This is a genomic window from Shewanella sp. WXL01, from assembly GCF_012263345.1.
GTDB classification, from domain to species: domain Bacteria; phylum Pseudomonadota; class Gammaproteobacteria; order Enterobacterales; family Shewanellaceae; genus Shewanella; species Shewanella maritima.
The window spans coordinates 857,615-873,273 of sequence record NZ_JAAIKQ010000001.1; the positions used below are offsets into that span (position 1 = coordinate 857,615).

Sequence of the window (15,659 nt, forward strand, 5' to 3'; positions counted from 1 at the left end):
TACAGGGAGTTAATAGCGTCGCTATTTATTGTTTGCTTTTATGCCAATCACTTGGCATGCGCTAATGGATAGGCACTTTAGCACACTTCGCTCACAGTCTGATCGACGACCGTGACGATAAAATCGAAATGAGATTGGTTTGGGTCGCATTTTCTGTAAATATAACTTCACCCGCTCAAACCTAGGTGACAGTTCAGACCCAAGTTGTGAGCCAAAAAATTTAAACCCAGATAAAGGAATGCCCATGTTTCACAGCCCGATTGTTGGTGTAAACCAAGCCGATGCCATTTTTGCCGAAGATAAGTGGGATGCAGTAGTGGTTGTTACGCCAAGTATTGATGCCATTGAGCAACAAGAAATAAAACTGCTCGCCGCCCATGGTGCACAGGTCGATATGCGTGTAGGTAAGTCAGCCACCTTGTTATTTGCACCAGGTCTTGCTGGTGGCCGCTTAGTGATTTCTCCAGTGGCAGATATTGATAATGAATATGTTGATGTGCGCCAATACGCTAAAGCTGCCCGAGCTGGTATTGAAATTGCTGAGCAAGCCGGTGCTGTAAAACCTTTACTCGTGGTGGCTAGCTCAAGTGATAGCCGCTACCAGTTTGCACGCTCGGTAGCAGCCATTGCCTGTAATCAAAGCCTATGGCAGCCGCTAGAAACCCGCCTTGCGACAGGCCTAACCCCTAATATCGAGCAGATTGGTCTTTTAGTTGAGCAAGCGCAAGATGACAGTGTGGCCGCAGAGGCTGATGCCATCTCGCTTGGTCAGTCATTAGCACGTGACTTATGCGGCACTGAGCCTGAGCAAATGAGCGCGATTAAGTTTGCTGAGTATTGTCAGCAAGCATTTAAAGACACTGTAATTAAATGCAGTGTGATAGAAGATAAAGCCACACTAGTTAAAGATTATCCGTTACTCAGCGCTGTCGGTCGCTGCTCGTTTGATGTTGCGCGTCATCATCCTCGGGTCGTGCGCCTTGAATATGTCGGTGTGGGCGAGATTGAGCAGTCGTACTTTTTAGCGGGTAAAGGTGTGGTGTATGACACTGGCGGCGCAGATTTAAAAGTTGGCGGCGCCATGGCTGGCATGAGTCGTGACAAAGGCGGCGCTGCGGCGGTAGCGGGTGTGATGAAAGCACTAGCTGTCACCCAACCTAAGGGAGTACGGGTTGTTGCAGAGCTTGGATTAGTGCGCAACAGCATAGGTAGCGAAGCGTTTGTTACCGATGAGATAATTACTAGCCATGCTGGCGTGCGCGTGCGTATTGGTAATACCGATGCTGAAGGGCGTTTAGTACTTGCTGATGTGATGTCACACCTTAAGCAGCAAGCGCTAGAGTGTGACAGTCAGTCTGCACCGCAAATGTTTAGTGTCGCCACATTAACAGGACACGTGGTGCGTGCTTATGGCGGCTACACAGCTTTGGTCGAGAATGCAGTTGCACGTAACATGCAAATGGCAAGCGAGCTACAGCAAGTGGGTACCTTATGGGGTGAGCCTGCTGAGCTGTCCTACTTACGCCCAGATGATTTTGACAGAATTGCTGATAAAAATGGCGCCTGTGATGTGATCTCGTCAAACAATGCGCCTTCATCAATCACGGCGCGTGGTCACCAATTCCCTGCAGCATTTTTAATTAAGGCATCAGGTATTGCAGAGCATGGTGTCGGCAGTGACAAGCCAATTGCTTATACCCATGTGGATATTGCCGGCAGCGCCACTGAAGGTGACCCGCTTTATGGCAAACCAACTGCTAACCCTGTAGTGAGCCTGTATCAATACATTTGTCGTAAGTAAAACAACCTATCGCTCCTGCTAGCATGGAGCGTGTCACAATAAAAAAGCCGATATGTCACTCTCAATGAGGCGCATGTCGGCTTTTTTGATGATTTTGTGTACTAAAACCTCATTTATATGACGAAATTGTAATATAATTTCTGTATTATGCGTTAAAAATAAATTTTGAAAATAATTCTTGTAATTAAATTACGTTTTTGTATAATTGTTTTCGTCGAGAGGGGACTCTTGATTCTAGTATTATCCAGGAAGGATATCTTCTCCAAGGATCCGAGCACTAAGTTGTCTCTATGGATTGAGAAAAAGTTAGTTCCAAGGAACCGAGCCAAGCTTTACTAGGTTTTTAAACAACTTTTTTGGAGAATAGCTATGTCTTACTTAGGTAATCGTAATGTATTTTGGCAAAACTTTTGGCTTGATACGAAAGTTCTGCAACGTGGTCTGTATCCGATGAAGTAAAGGTTTGTCCACCTTTTATCATCAACTTTCCACCCCTTTTGTTAGTCGAGAGACTTTTAGACTTAGGATAAGCGACCTTGTCGGTTATCTTCATCACAATTAGTGATGCTTGCATTCCTTTCCCCAAATGGGACGCATGAATATGTCAGCCTACTCTTTTGAGTAGGCTTTTTTTTGGTTATTTTTCTCCTGAATCACCACTATGTTCTCAACTGAGAACGCAAACCTTATCTAGTTCACATGTCCACAAGAACTGCGACCGTACCAGCGCAACATAAGCTGCTATTTAATAGCTATATGGCGTATAAATCACTATAATTCCGCTCGCGAAGTTGTTAATTTGCTTAACATTCTGTACTGCCGTTTCATAATTAAAACAGTCGGCGATACATCATTGTCTAGATCACCTACACCAAGGAACATGGTTCCATGTTAGAAAAACTTTTTAAACTTAAACAAAACAACACCACGCTAAAGCAAGAAGTTGTTGCCGGTTTAACCACCTTCTTGACTATGGCGTACATTATTTTCGTTAACCCTATGATGCTTGCAGATGCAGGAATGGACCAAGGTGCAGTATTTGTCGCGACTTGTTTAGCTGCTGCGCTGGGTTGTTTAATTATGGGGCTAGTGGCGAACTACCCAATTGCGTTGGCGCCAGGCATGGGGCTGAATGCGTTTTTTACCTACACAGTTGTGGGAGAAATGGGTTACAGCTGGGAAACCGCACTGGGCGCGGTATTTATGTCGGGAGTGTGCTTTTTAATTTTATCCTTAGTGCGCATTCGCGAATGGATTGTTAACTCCATTCCTATGTCGCTGCGATTTGGTATTGCGGCAGGTATTGGTCTATTCCTGGCGTTAATTGGCCTTAAGAGTGCCGGTATTGTGGTGGCTAGCCCAGCCACATTAGTGACAATGGGTGATATCACTTCATTCCCGGCATTAATGGCAGCGCTTGGCTTCTTCTTGATTATTGCTATGGTTTACCGCGGTATGAAAGCCGCGGTGATTTTGAGCATCATCATTATCACGATTCTAGGGATGATTTTCGGTGACGTGCAGTACGCAGGCTTAGTGTCTACGCCGCCTTCTATTGCGCCAACCTTTATGAAGATGGATTTATCGAGTGTGCTTGAAATAAGCATGATTTCGGTAATTTTTGCCTTCTTATTTGTTGATCTATTTGATACCTCAGGCACCTTGGTTGCAGTGGCGCAGCGTGGTGGTTTCCTTGACGATAAAGGCCGTTTACCACGGGTAAAACGTGCTCTGACGGCAGACAGTGTGGCGACTATTGCTGGTGCCACCATGGGCACCTCAACCACAACCAGTTACATTGAAAGCACAGCTGGTGTTAGCGCAGGTGGACGTACTGGTTTAACCGCAGTCATCGTTGGCCTGATGTTCATTGCTTGTTTGTTTATCTCACCACTTGCTGGCATGGTGCCGCCATATGCAACAGCGGGTACCTTGTTTTATGTGGCTATCTTAATGATGTCAGGTTTGGTTAATGTTGAGTGGGAAGATATTACTGAAGCAGCACCGGTTGTGGTGACCTGTTTGCTTATGCCGTTGACCTTCTCAATTGCTAATGCCATTGGTTTTGGTTTTATCTCATATGCCGCTATCAAACTGATGACAGGTCGCGTAAAAGACCTCAATGCAGGGATTTTAGTGATCGCCGCATTATTTGTGATTAAGTTTATATATGGTTAAGCAAAATCGCTGAGTATTTTAAGGGTTATGCAATGCATAACCCTTTTTTATGTGATATCTCAAAATCTTCTACAATTTGTCGCTACATGACAGATCTTCGCTATCAATTGAAAAACGAATTCGCTATAAAAATAGTTGGATCTTTTTTCATGCATGTAACTTTCGCTAGATTCAGTCAGTTAAGGTTCGTGCTTTTAGAGTAGGTGTAATGAGTTACCGTCGAGTAGTGATTAAATTGGGCACCAGTGTGCTGACATCAGGCAGTCAACAGCTTGATAAGGCACACATGGTGGAGTTAGCAAGGCAAATGGCCGCGTTAATGAAAGCGGGCGTTGAAGTTGTGTTGTGCACCTCGGGCGCGATTGCCGCAGGCCGTGAGCATTTAAATTTCCCCAGCTACCCCGACACTATGCCCAATAAGCAGCTATTAGCGGCGGTAGGCCAGAGCCAGCTTATTCTGGCCTGGTCACAACTTTTCAGTATTTATGGGCTGCATGTAGGGCAGTTGCTATTAACTCGCGCTGATCTGCAAGACCGTGAGCGCTATCTTAATGCTCGCGATACCTTAAATGCGCTGCTCGATAACAACATTATTCCAATCATTAACGAAAATGATGCTGTTGCCACCACAGAAATCAAAGTGGGCGACAATGACAACTTGTCTGCCCGAGCAGCGCTGCTTTGTGATGCCGACTTACTGATTTTATTAACCGACCAGCAAGGGCTATTTGACGCCGACCCGCGATCAAATGCAGATGCTAAGTTGATTAAGCAAGTGGTTAATATTGATGACAGTTTACGCAAGTTGGCTGGTGGCGCTATTTCAGGGCTAGGTACTGGCGGTATGGCGACTAAGCTGCAAGCTGCTGATATTGCGCGCCGCGCTGGCATTGAGGTGGTAATTGCTTCGGGTCATCATAACGATGTTATTGCTGAGATTGCAGCCAAAGAGCAAGTGGGCACTCACTTTAGCGCCATTGAAAACCCACTTGAAAGCCGCAAGCAATGGATCCTCGCTGGCCCAACTACCCAAGGACAAATCACGATTGACGATGGCGCAGTTAATGCGGTGGTCAATCAAGGACGCAGTTTGCTGTCAAAAGGCTTAACTAAAGTTGAAGGCCATTTCGCCCGTGGAGAAACCATTTTGGTGCTTAATCAACAAGGCAAAACGATTGCGAAAGGTATGGCGCGCTACAGCGCAAATGCCATGACACAAATTGCAGCTCAGCACTCAAATCAAATCGAAAATTTATTAGGTTATAGCTATGGTGGTGCGGTCATTCATCGCAACGATATGGTTGTACTAGGGCTAAACAGCTAAAGGAATAGGGGAAATACCATGTCAGATAATTCACAAATCAGTTTAGTGCAGCTAGGTCAGCAGGCAAAGGAGGCGAGTTTTGCTCTGGCCAACCTTACTGCTGCGCAAAAATCCGCACTGCTTAGCACAATTAAAGCGCGTTTAAGTGACAACATCGAGCTGATTTTACAAGCTAATGCCAAAGATATTGCACAGGCGAAAGACAATGGCTTGACTGATGCATTAATCGACCGTCTATTGCTAGACGAGTCACGTTTAAATGGCATTATCGGCGATATTGAAAACGTGATAAGCCTTGATGATCCTGTCGGGAAAGAGACCGACAACAAGCTCCTTGATAATGGCCTGCGTTTAACTCGTCGCGCCGTGCCCCTTGGCGTGATAGGTGTGATTTACGAAGCGCGACCAAATGTAACCGTTGATATTGCTGTGTTGGCGCTTAAAACCGGTAATGCGGTCATTCTGCGTGGCGGTAAAGAGACCATTAACTCCAATAAAGCACTAAGTGAAGTCATTCGCGCAGCAATTGTCGAGCATGGTTTACCTGCTGATGCGGTGCAGTTAATCACCTCTGCAGATAGAGCTTTAGTGACTGAGCTATTAAAGCTTGATCAGTACGTAGATATGATTATTCCACGCGGCGGCCAAAACCTGCAGCGACTTTGCGCTGAGCAAGCTACAATTCCGGTGATTTTAGGCGGTATTGGTATTTGCCATATGTATGTCGACGCCGATGCCGACTTAAGCCGCTCAACTGATGTGATTGTAAACGCCAAGGTGCAGCGCCCAACAGTGTGTAATGCGCTAGATACTGTGCTTATCCATGAGTCAGTTGCGAGTAGTTATTTACCACAACTGGCCAAGGAGCTTGGTGCACAACAAGTTAAATTAGTTGGCTGTCAGCAAACCAAAGCCTTGCTCGCTGGCTGCTGTGGTATTGCAGTAACTGATGCTGATGATGAGTCATACTCAACAGAGTGGTTGTCATTAACGCTTGGGGTAAAGGTAGTTGCGGATATGAGTGAGGCTGTAGCCCACATACGCAAGCATTCAAGTGGTCACTCTGAGGCGATTTTAACTGACAATATTCATGTTGCGGCTGAGTTTGTTAATCAGGTTGACTCATCGGCTGTATATGTTAACGCTAGCACGCGTTTTACTGATGGAGCACAGTTTGGCTTAGGCGCTGAAGTTGCCGTTAGTACTCAAAAATTACATGCTCGTGGTCCAATGGCACTGGAAGCCCTAACCACCTACAAGTGGCTAGCTTGGGGAAACTATACACCGCGCAGTTAGTTTTTAAATTGAGAAGCTAGTTTGGTCTATTCAATGTGGATTAGTAGGCAGGCTAATAGGTTGCACGCGGTAGCAAAGCACATCATTGATGTTCTTTTTGCTATTAAGACTAAACGACACTTGCTTTTGCCTTGTTACTATCTTGCTATAGCTTACTGCACGTAAGGCAAGGTTTGAATGCGCTGTATGGTAGTAACAATCCATACAAGAAAGCTGGCACCGGTAAGAAAAATGGTCACAAGTCGAATAGCTTGGGTGTACTCGGTGACAAAGGTGAAGTAATGCTCTTGAATATTATCGGTCAGCGCAAGAGAGACAATTGCAAACAATGCAAAATGCATCGCAGGGAAAAGGGTAGCGGTTTCGTCAATACATGCTTCAAATCCTAGAACAGATACTACGGTGAATAGCACTACCATGCGCATCCATTTTGAAGTTGACTGTTTAAATTTCCATCTTGGCAGTCCGATTGCCATAAGCCCTCCAGCGCTTGATTTAATCTGTCACATCCAGTGAGCAGAGTCAGAGATGATAGTGTTATTTTTCGCTTTTGACACTGAGTTGTATTTGCTAATTGTAGGTTAGGGTTAAACAAAAAACTCAAGCGTTTGCTTGAATCGTAAGCCCAAGCCTAAATTGCTTCCAACTCGACGTCTTTATTCACACTTTTCAGGTCATTATGGAACCGCTTATTGATTACGTTTTGCAGCAATTTTTCCGCCTAATTGTTGGATGATCAGCCCACTAATAATCATTGCTAAGCCAAAAAAAGTGGCCGTTTCAATGGGCTCATCAAGAATAAACGCGATAAAACCTACTGACAGCATAGGGGTTAAAAAGGCCATGGTGCTGACATTGGCCGTTTTATCTGTGTGTTTAAGCGCCATTAACCACAGCACAAAAGTCACGCCCATTTCAAATAGTCCTACGTACATGCCTGCAGCCAAGCCTTTTAAACTCAGCGTGGGTAACTCCTGGGTTAGTAATAGAGTGAATAATACGATTGGCAGACCCACTAAAAAGCTCAGTAATAAGCTGACGATAGCATCACCTTTGTCTTTGGCATTGACCATCCAGTAACTGCACCACACGAGTGTGCTGGTCAGTGCAAGAGCCACACCTAGCGGGCTTTGTAATTCAAAGTCAGTGATTTGCCCTTTAGTTGCGATAACAAACACGCCGCAATAACCTACCAGCGCTGCAATAACATCGGTTGCCATCAGTTTGTGCTTAAGAATAGGCACTGCAAGCAAAGGCAACAGAATCGCCCAGGTGTAGTTGAGTGACAGAGCTTGTTGCGCAGGCAATAAGTCGTACGCTTCAAACAGCACAAAGTAATACAGAAATGGGTTCAGCAATCCAGTAACTAAGTAAAACTTAGGCTTTTGTTTAAACTGGCGTCCTACAAGGTGCATCTTCCCTTGTATTAGCAAGATGATGACTAACGCAATTATCGAAGTGGTTACCGCAACTAATACTAGCTGTAACGGAGTGAAATAACTTAAGGCGATTTTAAATGCACTGGCAACGGTAGACCATAGCAGCACAGCGCCAAGGGCATAGATATAAGCAAGTTGATTGGTAGTCAAGATAATACTCAGTTACTGGTTAGCTTGGTAAAAGTTAGGTAAAGGTAATTCAGCACGGTTAGTTACCATCAATCGTCAAAATTGTTGGTGTCAGAATTGTATACAATATTCAGTTGTCTAGTTTAGTAAAGCGTAATCTAAGCCGCAAGCAGCAATTGAACCAAATTTCCTTCTATATGAAAAAATCCTTAAAAAAATTGTTTTTTAGCCCTTGTAAAAGAATTTGTCGTCCCTATATAGGTATCAAGGATGATACAGCGGGCAACTAAAAGGGCTTGAAATTAAATCGCCTGACCCCATATCAGCAATCAGATAACAGAAGTTTACGACGCAAAGCGTCATTTCGGAGGACCCCATGGGTAAAATTATTGGTATCGACTTAGGCACAACCAACTCTTGTTTGGCAGTCTTAGACGGTGATACACCACGCGTAATTGAAAATGCTGAAGGTGAGCGTACTACTCCTTCAATTATCGCATATACCGATGATGAAACAATTGTAGGTCAACCTGCTAAACGTCAAGCTGTGACAAACCCAGCTAACACTTTCTTTGCAATTAAGCGTCTTATTGGTCGTCGTTTTAAAGATGATGAAGTACAACGCGACGTTGACATCATGCCATTCAAAATCATTGGCGCTGACAATGGTGACGCTTGGGTTGAGCAACGCGGTAACAAGATGGCTCCACCACAAGTTTCTGCTGAAATCTTGAAAAAGATGAAAAAGACTGCAGAAGACTTCCTAGGTGAAGAAGTGACTGAAGCAGTAATTACTGTACCTGCATACTTCAACGACTCACAACGTCAAGCAACTAAAGATGCTGGTCGTATTGCTGGTCTAGACGTTAAGCGTATCATCAACGAGCCAACTGCGGCAGCACTTGCTTACGGTATCGACAAGAAGCAAGGTGACAACATTGTTGCTGTATACGACTTAGGTGGTGGTACTTTCGATATCTCTATCATTGAAATTGACAGCCATGACGGTGACCAAACTTTCGAAGTACTAGCGACCAACGGTGACACTCACTTAGGTGGTGAAGACTTTGACAACCGTCTAATTAACTACCTAGCCGATGAGTTCAAAAAAGAACAAAGCATGGATCTACGTCAAGATCCACTAGCGATGCAGCGTCTTAAAGAAGCGGCTGAGAAAGCGAAAATTGAGCTTTCTAGCACTAACCAAACTGAAGTGAACCTGCCATACATCACTGCTGATGCAACAGGTCCTAAGCACTTAGTGGTTAAGATCACTCGTGCTAAGTTAGAGTCTTTAGTTGAAGACCTAATCACTCGCTCACTAGAGCCACTAAAAGTTGCACTAGCAGACGCTGACCTCTCAGTTTCTGACATCAACGAAGTGATTCTAGTTGGTGGTCAAACACGTATGCCTAAGGTTCAACAAGCAGTAACTGAATTCTTTGGTAAAGAGCCACGTAAAGACGTGAACCCAGACGAAGCGGTAGCAGTAGGTGCTGCAATTCAGGCGGGCGTACTTTCTGGTGACGTGAAAGACGTACTACTACTTGACGTGACGCCTCTGTCTCTAGGTATTGAGACCATGGGTAGTGTAATGACTAAGCTTATCGAGAAGAACACCACTATCCCGACTAAAGCTTCGCAAACTTTCTCTACTGCTGACGACAACCAAAGTGCGGTAACTATTCACGTGCTTCAAGGTGAGCGTAAGCAAGCGAGCGGTAATAAGTCTCTAGGTCAATTCAACCTAGAAGGTATTGAGCCTGCTCCACGTGGCATGCCACAAATTGAAGTTGCATTCGATATCGATGCCGACGGTATCTTGCACGTGTCAGCAACTGACAAGAAAACGGGCAAAGCACAAAACATCACCATCAAAGCCTCTTCTGGTCTAAGTGAAGAAGAAGTTGAGCAAATGGTACGTGATGCAGAAGCGCACGCTGACGAAGATGCTAAGTTCGAAGAGCTAGTTCAAGCACGTAACCAAGCTGATGGCATGGTTCACGCGACGAAGAAGCAAATCGAAGAAGCGGGCGAAGAGCTACCTGCTGACGAAAAAGAGAAAATCGAAGCGGCAATGGCTGAAGTTGATACTGCAACTAAAGGTAACGACAAAGAAGCGATTGAAAAAGCAACTCAATCACTAATGGAAGCGTCAGCTAAGCTAATGGAAATTGCTCAAGCTAAAGCACAAGCTCAAGGTGCACCAGGTGCTGAACAAGCACAAGGCGCTGAAGAAGCTAAGCCTGCTGACGATGTTGTTGACGCTGAATTTGAAGAAGTGAAAGACGACAAAAAATAATTAGTCAATTGACTAATTAACTGTGAAGCGGGCGTTGAGGTTCACCTCTAACGCCCGTTTGTATAAGTTGGTCTTTTAAAATTTTAGTTATTCACACTATCTTCGAGAAACAAAAATATTATGTCAAAGCGCGATTATTATGAGGTTCTAGGTGTCGGCCGTGACGCTTCAGAGCGTGAGATTAAAAAGGCGTACAAGCGCCTAGCGATGAAGTATCACCCAGACCGTAACCCTGGTGATAAAGAAGCTGAAGTTAAGTTCAAAGAGACCAAAGAAGCTTATGAGATCTTAACTGATAGCGACAAGAAAGCGGCTTACGATCAGTTCGGTCACGCCGGTGTCGATCCTAACCGTGGTGGCGGTGGCTTTGGTGGCCAAGGCGACTTTGGAGACATCTTTGGTGATGTGTTTGGTGACATCTTTGGTGGCGGTCGTCGCGGTGGCGGACAACGTCAAGCGGCTCGCGGTAGCGACCTTCGTTACAACCTTGAGCTGTCGCTAGAAGAAGCGGTTCGTGGTTTAACTAAAGAGCTACGCATTCCGACCCTAGCTACCTGTGATGAGTGTGATGGCAGCGGTGCGAAAAAAGGTACATCTGCGACTACATGTGGTACTTGTCATGGTCAAGGTCAGGTGCAAATGCGCCAAGGCTTCTTTGCGGTTCAGCAAGCCTGTCCTACCTGTAATGGTCGCGGTAAGATCATTAAAGACCCTTGTAAGAAGTGTCATGGTGAAGGCCGCGTTGAGAAGAGTAAAACTCTTAGCGTTAAGATCCCAGCTGGTGTTGATACTGGCGACCGTATTCGTCTATCGGGCGAAGGTGAAGCGGGTGAGTTCGGTGCGCCTCCAGGCGATCTATACGTTCAGGTAAGTGTGCGTGAGCACAATATCTTTACACGTGACGGCAACAACCTGTACTGCGAAGTGCCTATTTCATTCTCTAAAGCAGCATTAGGCGGTGAGATTGAAGTGCCTACTTTAGATGGTAAAGTGAACCTGAAGATCCCAGCTGAAACCCAAACTGGCCGCATGTTCCGTCTGCGCGGTAAAGGTGTTAAGTCAGTGCGTAGCCACGCTGTAGGTGACTTGCTATGTAAGGTTGTGATGGAAACGCCAGTTAACCTGAATGAAAAGCAAAAAGAACTGCTACGTGAGTTTGAAGCAACGCTCACAGGTAAGTCGAAGAAACACAGCCCTAAAGCTGACGGTTTCTTTGATGGCGTGAAGAAGTTCTTTCAGGACTTAAATAGCTAGCCTCTATATTTAACTGCTAGTAACCTGACAGCCAGTAACTGAATTGAATAAATGCCTTGCAATCGCAAGGCATTTTTTTGCGCCTTTTTTGAGTCATTTCTTGAGCCAAGTTTGATAAACTTAGCAGATGATCATCATAACCAAGGATTAGATTGATGAAGCTAAATTGGGTTGTCGCAGCATTGCTTAGCGTTGCAGTTGCAGGTTGTGTGTCTAAGTCGCCAACGGGGCGTTCGCAAGTACTAACGTTTACCAATGCGCAGATGTCGCAAATGGGCGCAGAGTCGTTTGCACAAATAAAAAAGCAGCAGAAGATCAGTAATGATAAAGCCAAAACCGCTTATGTGAATTGTATTGCTGACCGAATTACCGATGTACTTGGCACTCAGCAGCCGTGGGAAGTTGTGTTGTTTGAGTCTGAGCAGGTCAATGCCTTTGCTTTACCTGGTGGCTACATTGGTGTGTATACCGGCTTGTTAGAGGTTGCAGAGAACCAACATCAACTAGCTACGGTTATGGGGCATGAGGTTGCCCATGTGCTAGCGCAACATGGTAATGAGCAGGTATCCCGGGCTCAGCTAACGGGTATAGGTATGCAGGTGGCGGATGCCGCGCTTGGCGCCAGTGGTGTCGATAATAAAGACTTGTATATGGCAGGGCTGGGGCTTGGCGCGCAAGTTGGCATTATGCTGCCATTTGGCCGCGCTCAAGAAAGTGAGGCTGATGTGATGGGCTTAGAGTTAATGGCCAAAGCGGGCTTTGATCCAAAAGAAAGCATCGCGCTTTGGCAAAATATGGCAAAAGCCGGCGGCGCTCAGGGGCCTGAGTTGTTGTCTACCCACCCGTCACACGGTACACGCATTGAAGATTTACAAGCCATGCAACAACAGGTGATGCCGCTTTATGCGCAGGCGCAAAAACAGTCTTTAGCTAGCTGTAATATAGCGCGAAATAACTAACAAATAGCTCATGCATAGACCAACAATTTCGTATTTTTTGTGATAAAATCCGTGCGAATTTTTAATCTATCAATGAGAGTAGAAAATATGTCTGATAAATTCAGCACAATCGAGCAGCAAGCAAGCTATGGTGTTGGTCGTCAAATGGGTGAGCAACTAGCGGCTAACCCTTTCGAAGGAATCGACATTCCTGCAGTACAAGCTGGTCTAGCTGACGCTTTTTCTGGCAGCGAAAGCCAAGTTTCAATGGAAGATCTACAAACTGCTTTCACTGAAATCAGCCGTCGTCTGCAAGAAGAGCAAGAAAAGAAAGCTGCTGAAGCATCTGCTGAAGGCGAAGCCTTCCTAGCTGAAAACGCAAAACGTGACGAAGTAACTGTAACTGACTCTGGTCTACAGTACGAAGTACTTGTACAAGGTGAAGGCGACAAGCCAACACTTGAGTCAACTGTACGTACTCACTACCATGGTACTTTCATCAACGGTGAAGTATTCGATAGCTCAGTATCTCGCGGTCAACCTGCAGAGTTCCCAGTAAACGGCGTAATCGCTGGCTGGACTGAAGCACTACAACTAATGCCTGTTGGTACTAAGTTAAAGCTATTTGTTCCTCAACACTTAGCTTACGGTGAGCGTGGTGCTGGTGCATCAATCCCACCATACTCAACTTTAGTATTTGAAGTTGAGCTACTAGACATTCTTTAATGTCATTCAAACGCCTAAGCTTGCTTAGGCGTTTTTGTATCAGGCTTTGACAATTTTATTGAGATGCTCAAAGCCATGTTTAGCAACCCAAATTAATGAACCTAGGAGAAGAAATGACAGCTACAGTAAAAATTGCCGTTGTTGGTGCAAGTGGCCGTATGGGACGTACATTAATTGAATCTGCTAAACATCATGACGCAATTTATTTAGGTGCAGCTATTGAACGCAGTGGCTCTACCTTGATCGGTGTTGACGCTGGTGAGTTGGCTGGCGTTGGTAGCATGAATGTAGCGATTGTTGATTCGCTGGATGATGTCGTTGATGACTTTGATGTGCTGGTGGACTTTACTTCACCTGAAGCAACGCTTTTTAACCTAGATTGGTGCGTACGTAATCAAAAAGCGATTGTCATTGGTACTACAGGTTTTAACCATGCTCAAAAAGAGCAGATTAATGCTTATGCCGATAAAACCCCAGTCGTCCTCGCGCCGAACATGTCAGTTGGCGTTAACCTAATGTGGAAGCTACTTGAGCTTGCCGCTGAGGTGATGGGCGATTACACCGATATCGAAATCATTGAAGGTCACCACCGCTTTAAGAAAGATGCCCCATCTGGCACCGCCCTTAAAATGGGCGAGGTGATTGCAGAGACGCTTGGCCGCGACTTAGAAAAGTGCGCCGTTTATGGCCGAGAAGGGATTACCGGTGAGCGTGACCGCGAAACCATTGGTTTTGCTACTGTCCGCGCTGGTGACTTAGTTGGTGAGCATACCGCTATGTTTGCTGATATTGGTGAAAGGCTCGAAATTACCCATAAAGCATCGAGTCGTATGACCTTTGCTAATGGCGCAATGCGCGCCGCAGTCTGGCTCAATGAACAAGACGCTGGCCTTTATGATATGCAGCAAGTTTTAGGTCTGAACTAATTTATAAAAACCACCATTCATTGGTGGTTTTTTTTGGAAACTAAATACGTTTTTTCAAACTAGACGTATCTCACAAAACACTATAAGATCGCCCGAATTTGTCAAAAATCCGCCCTTTGATAAATTCGCATCTTTACATTTTATAAGCTTTTAATAAGTAGCTTGGCTCTATTTGGAGGTCGCGTTGACACAGTCTGCCTTACTCGTACTCGAAGATGGAACCGTATTCTCTGGCACAGCAATCGGTGCACAAGGAACATCAGTTGGTGAAGTTGTTTTTAACACTTCTATGACTGGATACCAAGAGATTTTAACGGATCCTTCCTATTCTCGCCAAATGGTAACTCTAACTTACCCACATATCGGTAACACAGGTACCAATAATGAAGACGTTGAATCTGCAGCAGTTCACGCATGTGGTCTAATTATTCGAGATTTACCGCTTATCGCGAGTAACTTCCGTAACCAGCAATCACTAAGTGATTACCTAAAAGCCAACAACATTGTTGGTATTGCTGACATCGACACCCGTAAGCTAACTCGCATCCTACGCGAGAAAGGCGCGCAAGCTGGCTGCATTATGGTTGGTGACATCGATGAAGCAAAAGCGTTAGAGCAAGCTAAAGCGTTCCCAGGCCTTAAAGGCATGGACTTAGCAAAAGAAGTTACAACTGACAAAACTTACTCTTGGCGCTCAGGTAGCTGGAAGCTAGTTGGTGGCTTACCATCTGACACACCAGAGTCAGAGCTTAAGTTTAAGGTTGTTGCCTACGATTACGGTGTTAAGCGCAATATTTTACGTATGCTAGTTGACCGCGGTTGTGATGTGACTGTTGTGCCTGCACAAACACCAGCATCTGAAGTGTTAGCGATGAACCCAGATGGGGTATTCCTATCGAATGGTCCTGGTGACCCAGAGCCATGTGACTATGCAATTGCCGCCATTCAAGAAATTCTAAAAACCGATATCCCAGTATTTGGTATCTGTTTAGGTCATCAGTTACTAGCCCTAGCTTCAGGTGCTAAAACGCTGAAGATGAAGTTTGGTCACCACGGTGCTAACCACCCGGTGAGCAACATTAAACAAGGTAACGTGATGATCACCAGCCAAAACCACGGTTTTGCAGCTGATGAAGCAAGCTTACCTGAGAACATCAAGGTGACTCATAAGTCATTATTTGATGGTTCATTGCAAGGTATTCACCTAACTGATAAGCCAGCATTTAGTTTCCAAGGCCACCCTGAAGCAAGCCCTGGACCGCACGATGCCGCGCCATTGTTCGATCATTTCATCGAGCTCATTGAACAATACCGTCAAGCTTAAGCTGTTACCCAGGAGAAGATAG

At 45.2% G+C, this 15,659-nt stretch carries 12 protein-coding genes; 10 read left to right on the plus strand and 2 right to left on the minus strand.

What is annotated here, in order from left to right:
- Positions 1 to 244 precede the first annotated feature (244 nt).
- From G3R49_RS03725 to G3R49_RS03740, 4 genes are all read left to right on the plus strand, one after another.
- Positions 245 to 1,801: a leucyl aminopeptidase family protein gene (locus G3R49_RS03725; RefSeq protein WP_167868672.1), complete on the plus strand. Its 1,557-nt coding sequence runs from the start codon at positions 245 to 247 to the stop codon at positions 1,799 to 1,801.
- Positions 1,802 to 2,689: 888 nt separating this feature from the next.
- A complete protein-coding gene (locus tag G3R49_RS03730) occupies positions 2,690 to 3,979 on the plus strand; it encodes an NCS2 family permease (RefSeq protein WP_167868673.1) in 1,290 nt (429 codons plus the stop codon).
- Between the two features lie 208 nt (positions 3,980 to 4,187).
- The gene (gene proB / locus G3R49_RS03735) at positions 4,188 to 5,303 is read left to right on the plus strand and encodes a glutamate 5-kinase (RefSeq protein WP_130598201.1); all 1,116 of its coding nucleotides are present in this window, start codon (positions 4,188 to 4,190) and stop codon (positions 5,301 to 5,303) included.
- Positions 5,304 to 5,321: 18 nt separating this feature from the next.
- Positions 5,322 to 6,599: a glutamate-5-semialdehyde dehydrogenase gene (locus tag G3R49_RS03740; protein WP_167868674.1), complete on the plus strand. Its 1,278-nt coding sequence runs from the start codon at positions 5,322 to 5,324 to the stop codon at positions 6,597 to 6,599.
- Positions 6,600 to 6,751: 152 nt separating this feature from the next.
- On the opposite strand, the gene G3R49_RS03745 is transcribed toward G3R49_RS03740, so the two are convergent.
- Positions 6,752 to 7,075, minus strand: coding sequence for a hypothetical protein (locus tag G3R49_RS03745; protein ID WP_130598199.1), 324 nt, complete (start codon positions 7,073 to 7,075; stop codon positions 6,752 to 6,754).
- Positions 7,076 to 7,288: 213 nt separating this feature from the next.
- Complete coding sequence (locus G3R49_RS03750; protein WP_167868675.1) at positions 7,289 to 8,188, minus strand: DMT family transporter; 900 nt, start codon at positions 8,186 to 8,188, stop codon at positions 7,289 to 7,291.
- Positions 8,189 to 8,543: 355 nt separating this feature from the next.
- Between G3R49_RS03750 and dnaK the strand changes: the two genes are divergently transcribed.
- The 6 genes from dnaK to carA all read left to right on the plus strand — a co-directional run bounded on the left by dnaK (position 8,544) and on the right by carA (position 15,637).
- Positions 8,544 to 10,469: a molecular chaperone DnaK gene (gene dnaK / locus G3R49_RS03755; protein WP_130598197.1), complete on the plus strand. Its 1,926-nt coding sequence runs from the start codon at positions 8,544 to 8,546 to the stop codon at positions 10,467 to 10,469.
- A gap of 120 nt (positions 10,470 to 10,589) precedes the next feature.
- Positions 10,590 to 11,723, plus strand: a complete 1,134-nt coding sequence (gene dnaJ, locus G3R49_RS03760) for a molecular chaperone DnaJ (protein ID WP_130598196.1) — start codon at positions 10,590 to 10,592, stop codon at positions 11,721 to 11,723.
- A 155-nt stretch (positions 11,724 to 11,878) separates the two neighbouring features.
- Positions 11,879 to 12,682 carry a M48 family metallopeptidase gene (locus G3R49_RS03765; RefSeq protein ID WP_167868676.1) on the plus strand — a complete coding sequence of 268 codons (804 nt, stop codon included), beginning with the start codon at positions 11,879 to 11,881 and terminating at the stop codon, positions 12,680 to 12,682.
- Positions 12,683 to 12,769: 87 nt separating this feature from the next.
- Positions 12,770 to 13,387: an FKBP-type peptidyl-prolyl cis-trans isomerase gene (locus tag G3R49_RS03770; RefSeq protein ID WP_130598194.1), complete on the plus strand. Its 618-nt coding sequence runs from the start codon at positions 12,770 to 12,772 to the stop codon at positions 13,385 to 13,387.
- Positions 13,388 to 13,500: 113 nt separating this feature from the next.
- Positions 13,501 to 14,313, plus strand: a complete 813-nt coding sequence (gene dapB, locus G3R49_RS03775; protein ID WP_130598193.1) for a 4-hydroxy-tetrahydrodipicolinate reductase — start codon at positions 13,501 to 13,503, stop codon at positions 14,311 to 14,313.
- A 172-nt stretch (positions 14,314 to 14,485) separates the two neighbouring features.
- Positions 14,486 to 15,637 (plus strand): glutamine-hydrolyzing carbamoyl-phosphate synthase small subunit, encoded by a 1,152-nt coding sequence (gene carA, locus G3R49_RS03780; RefSeq protein ID WP_130598192.1) that lies wholly within the window; start codon positions 14,486 to 14,488, stop codon positions 15,635 to 15,637.
- The last annotated feature ends 22 nt before the right edge of the window (positions 15,638 to 15,659 follow it).

Bases quoted from the DNA above. Each gene is read 5' to 3' on its own strand.
- G3R49_RS03745 (WP_130598199.1), bottom strand. From the start codon at position 7,075: ATGGCAATCGGACTGCCAAGATGGAAATTTAAACAGTCAACTTCAAAA.
- G3R49_RS03770 (WP_130598194.1), top strand. From the start codon at position 12,770: ATGTCTGATAAATTCAGCACAATCGAGCAGCAAGCAAGCTATGGTGTT.
- G3R49_RS03730 (WP_167868673.1), top strand. From the start codon at position 2,690: ATGTTAGAAAAACTTTTTAAACTTAAACAAAACAACACCACGCTAAAG.
- proB (WP_130598201.1), top strand. From the start codon at position 4,188: ATGAGTTACCGTCGAGTAGTGATTAAATTGGGCACCAGTGTGCTGACA.
- dnaJ (WP_130598196.1), top strand. From the start codon at position 10,590: ATGTCAAAGCGCGATTATTATGAGGTTCTAGGTGTCGGCCGTGACGCT.
- G3R49_RS03765 (WP_167868676.1), top strand. From the start codon at position 11,879: ATGAAGCTAAATTGGGTTGTCGCAGCATTGCTTAGCGTTGCAGTTGCA.
- G3R49_RS03725 (WP_167868672.1), top strand. From the start codon at position 245: ATGTTTCACAGCCCGATTGTTGGTGTAAACCAAGCCGATGCCATTTTT.
- G3R49_RS03740 (WP_167868674.1), top strand. From the start codon at position 5,322: ATGTCAGATAATTCACAAATCAGTTTAGTGCAGCTAGGTCAGCAGGCA.
- dnaK (WP_130598197.1), top strand. From the start codon at position 8,544: ATGGGTAAAATTATTGGTATCGACTTAGGCACAACCAACTCTTGTTTG.
- dapB (WP_130598193.1), top strand. From the start codon at position 13,501: ATGACAGCTACAGTAAAAATTGCCGTTGTTGGTGCAAGTGGCCGTATG.